This is a genomic window from Kerstersia sp., assembly GCF_052103615.1.
Classification (GTDB): Bacteria; Pseudomonadota; Gammaproteobacteria; order Burkholderiales; family Burkholderiaceae_B; genus Kerstersia.
In genome coordinates, this window is sequence record NZ_JBQEKA010000031.1 from 23,651 (window position 1) to 34,642 (window position 10,992).

General features: G+C 61.4%; 10 protein-coding genes. 3 read left to right on the forward strand and 7 right to left on the reverse strand.

Translation table 11 applies throughout. The features are described from left to right. Window positions 1–37 precede the first annotated feature (37 nt). The gene (locus ACTJGZ_RS08755) at window positions 38–1,438 is read right to left on the reverse strand and encodes a dihydrolipoyl dehydrogenase (RefSeq protein WP_441662551.1); all 1,401 of its coding nucleotides are present in this window, start codon (window positions 1,436–1,438) and stop codon (window positions 38–40) included. Between the two features lie 2 nt (window positions 1,439–1,440). Then, window positions 1,441–1,650, reverse strand: a complete 210-nt coding sequence (locus ACTJGZ_RS08760; RefSeq protein ID WP_068372539.1) for a heavy-metal-associated domain-containing protein — start codon at window positions 1,648–1,650, stop codon at window positions 1,441–1,443. A 246-nt stretch (window positions 1,651–1,896) separates the two neighbouring features. Between ACTJGZ_RS08760 and ACTJGZ_RS08765 the strand changes: the two genes are divergently transcribed. Together ACTJGZ_RS08765 and cueR are read left to right on the forward strand one after the other, a co-directional pair. Further along, entirely contained in the window at window positions 1,897–4,206 is a 2,310-nt protein-coding gene (locus ACTJGZ_RS08765) for a heavy metal translocating P-type ATPase (RefSeq protein WP_441662552.1), read from the forward strand. Next, window positions 4,203–4,601, forward strand: a complete 399-nt coding sequence (gene cueR / locus ACTJGZ_RS08770) for a Cu(I)-responsive transcriptional regulator (RefSeq protein WP_068372150.1) — start codon at window positions 4,203–4,205, stop codon at window positions 4,599–4,601. The genes ACTJGZ_RS08765 and cueR overlap by 4 nt, the downstream gene beginning before the upstream one ends. On the opposite strand, the gene ACTJGZ_RS08775 is transcribed toward cueR, so the two are convergent. From ACTJGZ_RS08775 to ACTJGZ_RS08790, 4 genes are all read right to left on the reverse strand, one after another. Continuing rightward, on the reverse strand, window positions 4,570–5,175 hold the full coding sequence (locus ACTJGZ_RS08775; RefSeq protein WP_441662553.1) for a nitroreductase family protein: 606 nt from the start codon (window positions 5,173–5,175) through the stop codon (window positions 4,570–4,572). The two genes, cueR and ACTJGZ_RS08775, sit on opposite strands and share 32 nt — an antisense overlap. A 316-nt stretch (window positions 5,176–5,491) precedes the next feature. Continuing rightward, window positions 5,492–6,841 carry an MFS transporter gene (locus tag ACTJGZ_RS08780; protein ID WP_441662554.1) on the reverse strand — a complete coding sequence of 450 codons (1,350 nt, stop codon included), beginning with the start codon at window positions 6,839–6,841 and terminating at the stop codon, window positions 5,492–5,494. A gap of 180 nt (window positions 6,842–7,021) precedes the next feature. Continuing rightward, complete coding sequence (locus tag ACTJGZ_RS08785) at window positions 7,022–8,107, reverse strand: aromatic ring-hydroxylating dioxygenase subunit alpha (RefSeq protein WP_441662555.1); 1,086 nt, start codon at window positions 8,105–8,107, stop codon at window positions 7,022–7,024. A 24-nt stretch (window positions 8,108–8,131) separates the two neighbouring features. Further along, on the reverse strand, window positions 8,132–9,085 hold the full coding sequence (locus ACTJGZ_RS08790) for a PDR/VanB family oxidoreductase (RefSeq protein WP_441662556.1): 954 nt from the start codon (window positions 9,083–9,085) through the stop codon (window positions 8,132–8,134). Between the two features lie 289 nt (window positions 9,086–9,374). On the opposite strand from ACTJGZ_RS08790, the gene ACTJGZ_RS08795 reads away from it, so the two are divergent. Beyond that, the gene (locus ACTJGZ_RS08795) at window positions 9,375–9,908 is read left to right on the forward strand and encodes a MarR family winged helix-turn-helix transcriptional regulator (RefSeq protein WP_441662558.1); all 534 of its coding nucleotides are present in this window, start codon (window positions 9,375–9,377) and stop codon (window positions 9,906–9,908) included. Window positions 9,909–10,109: 201 nt separating this feature from the next. On the opposite strand, the gene ACTJGZ_RS08800 is transcribed toward ACTJGZ_RS08795, so the two are convergent. Next, the coding region (locus ACTJGZ_RS08800) for a 5-methyltetrahydropteroyltriglutamate--homocysteine S-methyltransferase (protein WP_441662557.1) at window positions 10,110–10,992 on the reverse strand (883 nt) is incomplete at its 5' end.

The following is a 10,992-nucleotide window of genomic DNA, read 5'->3' on the forward strand; positions in this document are numbered from 1 at the left end:
GCTGAAGTTTCCGCATGGGTGGGTCAGCTTATCCGGGTCAGCTTGCCCGGGTCAGCTTGGCCTGCGCGTCACGCAGGGCCGTGCGCAGGCCCTCTTCCACGACTGGATGGTAAAACGGCATCTCCAGCATTTGCCCGATGGTCATCTGCTGCTGCACCGACCAGGCCAGCAAATGCCCCAAATGCTCGGCCGCTGGCGCTGCCAGTTCCGCGCCCAGCAGGCGGCCATTGCTGCGTTGCGCGTACACCCGCAACAAACCGGCATTGCGCCGCATGACGCGTGCCCGCCCCTGGTCGCCAAAATCGACCTCGCCAATCACGAACTCGACCCCTGCCTGTTCCAGCTCGCTGTAGCGCTTGCCGGCACTGGCAATCTGCGGCTCGGAAAACACGACGCTCAGGCCGGCACGCCGCAATCCCGGTTCTACCTGGGGGTGGCGCGCCGCATTGCGCCCGGCTATGCGGCCCTCATCACTGGCTTCATGCAATAGCGGCAAGTCGCCATTGGCATCGCCAGCAATATAGACGGCGCTATCACCGGCACGCAGGGTGTTGCGGTCGTAGGCCAGACGGCCGCGCGCGTCCAGCGCCAATCCTGCTTTGGGCAGATCCAGCGCGGCAAGATTCGGGCGCCGGCCCGTCGCCGCCAGCACATATTCGAAGTGTTCTTCCTGCTCGCGGCCTTCGTCATCCAGGAAACGGATGAAAACGCCATGATTGTCCGGCCTGATTTCCTGCATCTGGGCACGGACATCAAGCGCCATTTCAGTTTTGAAGGCGGTCAATGCGGCTGCCTTGACCGCCGGATCACTGATGCCGCCCAGACTGCCGCGCGCTCCGAAGAGACGGGTACGCACACCCAGCCTGTGCAGGGCCTGCCCCAGTTCCAGCCCGATGACGCCTGGCCCGAACACGGCAATGCTGCGCGGCAGGTCGGGCAATTCAAACAGACTGTCATTAATCAGCACACGGTCTCCCAGACCGCTCAGCTCATCCGCGATAAAAGGCGCCGAGCCCGTCGCGATGACCACGGCCCTGGCGTGAATTTCCTCTTCCTGGCCGCTGACCGCCAGAACGCCAGGCGCGGTGAATCGCGCCGTGCCGCGCAATACGTCCGCCGCGGGAATACTTTCCATCCCCTTGAGCACAAAGCCCACGAAACGATCCCGCTCGCGCCGGACACGCGCCAGCACTTCGGCACCGTTTACCCGCAACCCTGACACATGCACCCCGAATGGAGCGCCATCCCGCGCCGCATGAGCGGCCTCTGCCGCTGCAATCAGCAATTTGGACGGCATGCAGCCCACGCGCGCGCAAGTGGTGCCAAACGGGCCGTTTTCGATCAGGACGGCACTGGCCCCCTGATCGCGTGCGCTGCGATAGGCGCCCAGTCCGGCCGTGCCAGCGCCGATCACGGCGACATCCACCATTCGCGCCATGCTCACGCCTCCTTGCGGGTAAAGTCGTAATCTGCCGCAGCAATGCCGCGCTCCACGGCGGCAGCATCCGTCGTGCCGGTCACTGTCAGCGTATGGGCGGCGAGGTCAGCCTGCACCTGCGCGCCCGGCACTGCTTCCTGAATCGCGCCAGTCAGGGCGCGCACGCAGTGGTCGCAGCTCATATCGGGAACCTGGTATTGCAGTATTGCCATGTCATTTTCTCCGTTGCTTGCAGCACCCTCTTCCATCAGGGCATCGGTTCATTCTATCCCAGCCCCTGCCCCGCCGTGCCAGCCGTAATAAAGCGCTTGACCTTATCATTATGGGAAGGTTGACAATACAAGCCTGGCAATCGTGTTGGCCGCGTGCCTCAGCGCAAGCCCCGGCCTTCAGGCCAACGCGCTTCATTGCCCCAACATCGCAACAGCACTACCTGGATTCCTGCCCCGGAGAAAGTCATGAGTACGAAAGCCGATCACCGTGACGCCACACTCGCCGTCGAGCTTGCCATTGATGGCATGACTTGCGCGTCCTGCGTCAACCGTGTACAGAAAAAACTTGCCGCGCAACCCGGCGTCCTGGAAGCCAATGTCAATCTGGCTACCGAACGCGCCAGCATACGCATGCAAACCAGCGGCGCTTCACCCGAGGCGCTGGCGGCCGTCGTCACCGCGGCCGGCTATCCCGCCAGCGTCATTGTTGACCGCGAACGCGTTGCCGCCGAGCAAAGCGCGCGCCAGGAACAGGAGCGGCAACGGCTTAAGCGCGCCTTTCTCACCGCTCTCATTCTGACCTTGCCTGTGTTCCTGCTGGAGATGGGCAGCCATATGGTGCCCGCTATCCACGATCTGGTTCAGCACACGCTGGGCGCGCAACGCAATGCCTGGATCCAAGGCATTCTGACGACCCTGGTGCTGGCCGGCCCTGGCCGTCATTTCTTCCGCGATGGCCTGCGTGCGCTCTGGCAGCGCACGCCTGATATGAACTCCCTGGTGGCGGTCGGTTCCGGCGCAGCCTGGCTGTATTCCGTCGTGGCAACACTGGCGCCGCATTGGCTGCCCGAGGCCTCGCGCCATATTTACTTTGAAGCCAGTGCCGTCATTGTGACCTTGATTCTGCTGGGCAAGATGCTGGAAGCGCGCGCCAAGGGCCGCACCGGCGCGGCCATCCGCCGTTTGGTTGGCCTGCAGGTACGCACAGCAAGGCGTATTCTGCCTGACGGCGCCATCGAAGATGTGGATATTGCCAACATCCATACCGGCGATCTGCTTCGCGTGCGCCCCGGCGAAAAAATTCCGCTCGATGGTGTCATCCGCCAGGGCGAATCGCATATAGATGAATCCATGCTGACGGGCGAACCCCTGCCGGTTTCCCGCAAGGCGGGAGATAGTGTGACCGGCGCGACGCTCAATACCCATGGAAGCCTGGATATTGAAGTCACGCGCACCGGTGAAAACACCACGCTGGCGCAAATCATCCGCATGGTCGAACAGGCTCAGGGCGCCCGCCTGCCGGTGCAGGCATTGGTGGATAAAGTCACAGGCTGGTTCGTCCCGGCCGTGATGACGATCGCCATTCTGACGCTGGTTCTGTGGATGCTGCTGGCCCCTGGCCTGGGCTTTGATTTCGCGCTGGTCAATGCCGTCGCGGTCCTGATCGTGGCTTGCCCTTGCGCCATGGGGCTGGCCACGCCAACGTCCATTATGGTCGGCACAGGCCGCGCCGCCGATCTGGGCATTCTGTTCCGTCAGGGGGATGCCCTGCAAACCCTGCGCGAAATAGATACAGTGGTTTTCGATAAAACCGGCACGCTGACGCAAGGCAAACCGGCGCTCACGCATATGCAGGTCGCGGCAGGTTTTGACGAAACCGCAGTCCTGCAATGGCTGGCCAGCGCCCAAAGCCATTCGGAACACCCCATTGCCCATGCCATTGTGCAAGCGGCCCAGGCCCGCGGCATGACCTTCGGCCAGGTTGACGGGTTTGAAGCCATCAGCGGCGCCGGCCTGGCGGCAAGCGTCGATGGCCATGCCGTGCTCGCGGGCGCTGCAAAACTGATGCAGGATCGCGCTGTCGCCATGGACCCTGAACTGGCAGCGCTGGCGGATCAATGGGGCGCCAAAGGCAATACGCCGTTCTATGTCGCCATAGATGGCCGTATGGCTGCCCTGGTTGCCGTCGCCGATCCGCTCAAGGATGACACCCCGGCCGCCTTGCAGGCTTTGCATGCGCAGGGCATTCGCCTGGTCATGCTGACCGGAGATAACCAGCGTACCGCTGAAGCGGTTGCTGCCAGCCTGGGGATAGACGAAGTCCATGCCCAGGCGTTGCCGGCGGACAAGGTGGCGGTGCTGGCCCAGCTCAAGGCCGCAGGCAAGCGCTGCGCGTTCGTGGGCGACGGCATCAATGACGCCCCGGCGCTGGCTGCTGCCCATGTTGGCATCGCCATTGGCACCGGCGCGGATATTGCGGTGGAATCTGCCGGTGTGGTGCTGATGTCCGGCTCTTTGGCCGGGGTGGCAAATGCCATCGCGCTTTCACGCGCCACCATGCGCAACATCCGCCAGAACTTGTTCTGGGCCTTTGTCTATAACGCCGCCCTCATTCCGCTGGCCGCTGGCGTGCTGTATCCGGCCTACGGTCTGCTGATGTCACCCGTGTTTGCCGCAGCGGCCATGGCGCTTTCCAGTGTTTTCGTGGTGGTGAACGCCTTGCGCCTGAAGGCCTGGCGCCCCCAACCCGCCCCTGCCAACGGAGGACAAGCATGAATATCGGCGCAGCAGCTAAAGCCAGCGGAATTTCCGCCAAAATGATCCGCTATTACGAGGACGCGGGTTTATTGCCCGAGGTACAGCGCAGCCCTGCTGGCTACCGCAATTACCGGGACCAGGACGTTCATACCCTGTGTTTTCTCAGGCGCGCCCGCGACCTCGGGTTTTCCGTCGAACAAATGCGCAGCCTGGTGCAGCTCTGGCAGGATACGTCCCGCGCCAGCGCCGATGTCAAAACACTGGCGCTGGCGCATATCCAGGAGCTGCGCGCCAAGGCGCTGGCCCTGGAACAGATGGCCGATACGCTGGCTCATCTGGCCAGCAACTGCCACGGGGATCAGCGGCCGGAATGCCCTATCATTACAGGCCTTCAGGCGCCGTCCAAGGGCTGACGTAGGCATCAGGCGCCTGCCTGGCCGAGCCCTGCGCCGGCACGGCAGGCGTGCCTATCACCAGATAGCCCATGAAACGGTAGGACAGCGGATCGAAGCCCAGGCCTTCCTGCACCTCTTCGACGGCGGTTCCCAAACCCGTGCTCCAAAATGCGCCATAGCCCAGGAAGTGGGCCGCATTCAGCATATTCATCACGGCCGCGCTGGCGGCTGCCAGTTGTTCCCATTCCGGGGCCTTGGGGTGGTCGTGATGAATTTCGTGCCCCAGCGCGACCACCAGCGGCACCTTGGCCAGCCAGGCACGAACCGCATGTTCTTTTTCCGGGGTCATGCGGGCATCACCAGCGGCCTTTACCGCGGCAATGACAAAATCGGCCAGCCGGCCGATGGCCTCCCCTTCAATCACGCGAAAACGCCAGGGGCGCAAGGAAGCATGGTCAGGCGCCCGGGCCGCTGCCTGCAGGATCAAATTCAGTTCGCGGGCGTCGGGCCCCGGCGCCGTCAGCAAGGAATTCGAACGTCGGGACAACAAAAGTTCCAGGGCGCCGCTAGCCACATCAGACGGATTGCTCATTATCGGAATGTCTCGCTGGGTAGAAAAATAGAGAACCAAAAATAGGGAACCACAAATAGAAGACCAAAAGGGAGTGCCCCGATGGTGAACGGCGCGACAGCGTGGCCGCGCTTTTCATGGAATGGTCTTGAATGAAACCGATTCTCGCACAGTTCTTCCTGCGCGCCGGATTTATCCCTTGCCAGTGACGGGTTTCCCGGCAGCAGCGCCCCCGCCCAAGAGGATGCCTGTCCCGCCTGAAGGCTGGCGGGCAGCGGCTCCGGTGGCATGTTTTAAGGCTGGCTCTGTGGTTTTAGTCCTGTGGTTAGCCCTGTGGTTAGCCCTGAGGTTGACCCTGTGACTGGGGCTGACGGTGTGACCGCCGTTGCGCCCAGGGCAGGACCGCTATGGCCAGCGCGCCGAGCACAAATGCCAAACCAAAAACGCTGAACAGCTCGGCAGGCGCCCATTGCGCATCGATCAGGCGCCCCGCCAGCAGCGGAGACACGATAGCGCCGACCCGGCCCATGCCGATGGCCCAGCCTAAACCTGTCACCCGCTGCGTGGAGCGGTAGATTGATGGCGTCAGCGCATACAAGCCGGCCACGCAGCCATTGACGAAGATACCGATCAGCAAGGCCGCTGCAAACGCCATATTCAGCTCGCCCAGCAAGCGGACAAACCCATACATGAGACAGAAGTTTGCCAGCATGTAGATCATCAGCAGGCGCGGCAAGGCGAAGCGCGCGGCAAGCAGGCCGATCAGCGATGTGCCCACGATGCCGCCTACGTTCAGCAGCACGCCGCCGGTAATGCCCTGCTGATTGGATAAACCGGCACTGACCATGAGCTTGGGCGTCCAGCTCATCACGAAATAAAAGCCCAGCATGACTAGGAAGAAGGCGCACCAGATCAAGAGCGTGGATGGCAGCAAACCAGGCGCGAACAGGCTGCCCACCCCGGCACGCGCGGCCTGTGCCCGATTGGCGCCGGCCGCCGGCAAGGTGTTGATGCCGGGCAAGCCCACCTTGCCCAGCAGACGGTTCACCGCTAGCAGCGCGCCGCGCGGCTGCCGCCCCAGCAGGAAGTCCAGCGATTCCGGCAGCCATAAGCCCATGATGGGCAAGGTCGCCAATGTCGTCAGGCCGCCATACAGAAACACGGACGGCCAGCCCATGGCGGGAATAATCCAGGCCGCGACAATACCGCCTATCGTGGCGCCCAGCGCATACGCGGTTGCCTGCAAGCTGATCGCCAGCCCACGCCATTTCTTGGACGCGTATTCACCGGCAATCACATAGCTGCTGGCAAGAATGCCGCCTATGCCCAGCCCGGTCAGCAAACGCAAGGCACCCAGTTGCACAGGGCTTTGCGCATAGGCCGACGCCACCATGCCGCTACCGGCGACGGCAATGCAAAACATAATCAGCGGACGGCGCCCGAAACGATCGGCCCAGGGCGCGATAAACAAGGAGCCCAAGGCCATGCCGACCAGACCGGCGCTCAGCAGATAGCCCAGCTGGATACCGCTCAATGACCAATGGCTCGCGACTGACGCAGCCGTGAATGCCATCACCAGCACATCGAAGCCATCCAGCATATTGATGAGAAAGCACAGGGAGATCACGCCCCACTGAAAGCGGCTCATGGACTTCTCATCCATCAGCTCATGAATAGGTTTGCTCATATTGGAACCTCGATAAGCATGCGCGCGCTGAGGCGTCAGGCACGCGTCGTCCTGCGCTGCCGTATCACGGCGCAGCGCAGGCTCAGGGACGGGAGTAACGGAAGTAACGGGAAAAACGGGAAGAACGGATACAGGCGTATGCGGCCATGTGAAGACATGGCCGGGCAGCGCCAGAAAGACTTAAGCGCCGTTGCGGGACTTGGCCAGTTCGATGATGCGCCGCGCCTTGTTGGCGCCCACATCCACATGAATATCTATCATCGGCTTCTTGCCGCAACGCAGCATGTTGGCGTACTGGGACTCAATGACGACTTTATCTTCGTCAAACGTCATGATGGTTTGCTCCAGGACTTTGGCGCATATGCCTTCCACATCGCCCACCGGATTGGTCGCCATCGTCCAGAAGTAATGACAGGTCGTCTCGGTTTCGGGCGTAATGCCATGAAAACCGCGCATATGAAAACCGTCGCGCTGCGGGTCGTCCATGCTGGCGGTACCCACGTCCACCGCCCCTGTCCAGATCAGGATATGGGACAAACGGAACTCGATTTCCTGCCAACGGTCCACCCGCCCCTTGAAGGGATACGCCGCCGTATAAGTGGGCGGAGGTTCGGAATCCAGCATATAGCGCGTCACCCGGACAGACTCGTCATCGCTCTCGACTTTCATCTCGGCATTCATGTGTATCTTGGCGTTGCCGCCTATCGTCTTCAGGTGGACGTAACCAAGATGGCTGAGATCCAGCAAGTTATCGTGGATCAGCTGATACGGCGCCTGGTAGTGATAGACGTCACCGCCATAGACGTATTTGCCGGAGCTATGGATGTCATAGGCAGGCGCGTCGAATAGCGGTTCGGCCTGATCCGGCGCGCCAAACCACATCCAGACAATGCCGTCGCGTTCCTGCACCGGGTACGCGCTCACCCTGGCGCGCGACGGAATCTTTTCCTGGCCCGGAATCTCGATGCATTGGCCGGTCGCGTCATATAACAGGCCATGGTAGCCGCAGCGCACGCCACAGTGCTCCACGGTGCCATCGGAAAGCGGCAAGGCGCGATGGCAGCAGCGGTCTTCCAGCGCCGCCACCCGCTGATCTCCCAGACGAAAGAGGACGACTGGCCGGTTCAAGAGCGTGCGGCCCAGCGGCTTATCCTTCAGTTCCGAAGATAGCGCGGCGACGTACCATTGGTTCAAGGGAAACGGGGAAGCGGGAAGCGTAACGGTGTGCGATGGCGCCTCAGCGGGCGCAAGCGTTGCCAAAGACATGGGGACTTTCTCCTGTCGTGTGTGTTAGATATCAAGAACCAGCCGCGGCGATAAAGCCCGCGAACAGCAAGGCGTAAAACAGTCATTGCGCGCGTGTTCGGCTGCCGTCAGGTATTGATCGCGGTGATCCGGCGTGCCGGCAATGAGCTTCGTGACACAGGTGCCGCAGACACCTTGTTCGCATGACACGGGCAAAGAGATGCCAGCCTCATCGAGCACCTCAAAAACAGAGCGCTCTGGCGGAATCAGGTGGACCGCGCCGGTACTGGCAATCTCTACCTCGAAAGCGATGTCCGCCTGCGGACGGCTCGCCGGTACGGCCGCAAAGTGCTCGCGATGCAGCTGTGTTTCCGGCCAGCCGCACAAACTGGCTGAGGTGAGCACATGCTGCATAAAACCATTGGGCCCGCACACGTATAAATGCTGCCCCGCTTGCGGCGGCTTAAGACAGGCCTGCACATCCAGCGGGGAAACATCATCGAAATGCAGGTGCGCGCGGCCTGCGAACGCACTGCTCTCCAGGAAGTCGGCGAATGCCGCTTTGCTGCGGCTGCGGCAGCAATAATGCAGCTCGAAATCCTGCTGCCTGGCCGCCAGTTCCTGAGCCATGCAAAGAATGGGAGTAATGCCGATGCCGCCGGCAAATAGCAGCGTTTTCTGCGCGTGCGGCACCAGCGCGAACAAATTGCGCGGCGGGCTGGCCATCAGCGTCATGCCGACACGGATCTGATCGTGCAGGGCAATCGACCCGCCCCGGGAAGCCGGGTCGCGCAGCACTGCCACGGTATAACTGCCGGGCTGCCCTGCCCCTGAGGGCATGCATAAGGAGTACTGCCGCACCTGGCCTTGCGGCAGATGCAAATCTATATGAGCGCCTGCTTCATAAGCTGGCAAGGGCTGGCCGTTGCTGGCGGCCAGCTGGAAGCTGAACACATCATCGGCTTCACGCGTTTTCTGCGTGACGGTCAAAGTCATCATGTCGGGATTCCACACACAAATATTAGTTGCCTACACAACGATATTTAAATTCCAATTGGTTGCGTAGGCAACCATATTTACCCTAGTATCGGTGCTGCCCAATTTCTGTCAGATCCCCTTCCCCCGCATGCTCAGGGCCGCTGGCGCCCAGGCCTGGCGCATGACGGCAGCCCGAATCAGGGTATGCTGTTTGCCACTCGCTTTATGATGTGCCATACCGGCAGCAGCTGGCTACCAGGGCTATGGGGGCTATTGGAGCAACCGGCGCGCCAGGTTCTGGCTCTGCTTGATGCAGGATCCGGCGCGCAACGCCCCTTCAGGACGACGACTACGCATGAGTTCCACGAAGAAACTTGATCTCGACCGTTATGTGCCGGGATTAGTCACCTTTATCGCTAACAAGCTGTCAGCAGGCGCATCCCTGCTCTATCGGGAAAATTTCGGCATCGGCGTCGTGGAATGGCGTGTGTTATCGATGCTGGCCGTAGAAAACGGCATCCCGGCTCAGCGCATTTGCCAAGTAATCGGCCTGGACAAAAGCGTGGTCAGCCGTTCCCTGGCCTTGCTTCAGAAGGATGGCCTGGTCCATACCGAAGTTGACCAAAGAGACGCAAGACGCCTGCTGGTCCATCTCACGGAAAAGGGCCACACACTGCATGATGAGGTCTTCCAGGTGGCCTCTGCCAGAGAAAAACTGCTGCTCAGCCGCTTCACGGCTGAAGAGCAAAACACGCTTATCCGCCTGCTGAATGTGATGCATGAACAGGTGGACAAGGTCAATGCGCACCCTTACATCAGCCGGGGCAAACGCAAATCCGCCTGAGCGGGCCGGGATCAGCCGCCCAAGATAAAAAACAGGCCGGAAAGCATGGCTTTCCGGCCTGTTTTTTTTTTAAGCCCTAAGGTATCTGGCCGACGAGTTTTAGCGGACGGGCTGGGCCTGATGGGCCCAGGCCTGCCCTTGGGCCCGCTCAATCCTTACCAGCAAAAACCATGGGCTGCGAGCTCAGTCTTGCGCAAATACTCAGGCATCGCCCCAGACGTCGCGGGCGACGTCCATGACCAGCTGCATCTTCTGGCGCTGGGCCGCAACAGCAATATCATTGCCGTGCACGGTACTGCTGAAACCGCATTGCGGCGACAGGGCCAGCTGTTCCAGCGGCGCATATTGCGCGGCTTCGTCGATGCGGCGCTTGATGGCATCCTTGGACTCCATCTCACCGAATTTGGTCGTAATCAGGCCCAGCACCGCCACCTTATTCTTGGGCAGGAAGCGCAAGGGACGGAAGTCGCCAGAACGGTCATCATCGTACTCAAGGAAGTACGCATCGACGTTCATTTCCGCCAGCAGCGCTTCGGCAACCGGCTCGTAATTGCCGGCAGCTGCGTGCGTGCTGCGGAAATTGCCGCGGCACAGGTGAATGCCCAGGCGCATGCCGGCAGGCTTGCGCGCCACGACGCGGTTGATGAAGTCGGCGTAGCGGTGCGGCAGCTCATTGGGGTCGTCGCCGCGCTGACGGGCCGCTTCACGCATGCGTTCGTCACAGAGATAGGCCAGATTGGTGTCGTCCATCTGCACATAATTGCAGCCCGCGGCCGCCAGCGAATGCAGTTCGTCGGCATAAGCCTGCGCCACGTCATCATAGAAATCAGGGTCCAGCACCGGGTAGTGCTCTTTGCTGATGCCTGCGCGCCCGCCACGGAAGTGCAGCATGGTCGGCGACGGAATCGTGACCTTGGGCACCGAGCCGGCCGTTACATGGGTCTTGAGGAACTGGAAATCCGCCAGCTGGATATCGCGCACATGGCGTACTTTATCGACCACCTTCATGATGGGCGGCGCCAGTTCAATCTTGCCGTTGGGGCGTTCAATCACCGCCGGAATTTCACTGACCACACCCCCCAGC

Coding starts and splice junctions, on each gene's coding strand:
- ACTJGZ_RS08795 (WP_441662558.1), top strand. CDS start 9,375: ATGCAGGATCCGGCGCGCAACGCCCCTTCAGGACGACGACTACGCATG.
- ACTJGZ_RS08790 (WP_441662556.1), bottom strand. CDS start 9,085: ATGATGACTTTGACCGTCACGCAGAAAACGCGTGAAGCCGATGATGTG.
- ACTJGZ_RS08775 (WP_441662553.1), bottom strand. CDS start 5,175: ATGAGCAATCCGTCTGATGTGGCTAGCGGCGCCCTGGAACTTTTGTTG.
- ACTJGZ_RS08785 (WP_441662555.1), bottom strand. CDS start 8,107: ATGTCTTTGGCAACGCTTGCGCCCGCTGAGGCGCCATCGCACACCGTT.
- ACTJGZ_RS08760 (WP_068372539.1), bottom strand. CDS start 1,650: ATGGCAATACTGCAATACCAGGTTCCCGATATGAGCTGCGACCACTGC.
- cueR (WP_068372150.1), top strand. CDS start 4,203: ATGAATATCGGCGCAGCAGCTAAAGCCAGCGGAATTTCCGCCAAAATG.
- ACTJGZ_RS08780 (WP_441662554.1), bottom strand. CDS start 6,841: ATGAGCAAACCTATTCATGAGCTGATGGATGAGAAGTCCATGAGCCGC.
- ACTJGZ_RS08765 (WP_441662552.1), top strand. CDS start 1,897: ATGAGTACGAAAGCCGATCACCGTGACGCCACACTCGCCGTCGAGCTT.
- ACTJGZ_RS08755 (WP_441662551.1), bottom strand. CDS start 1,438: ATGGCGCGAATGGTGGATGTCGCCGTGATCGGCGCTGGCACGGCCGGA.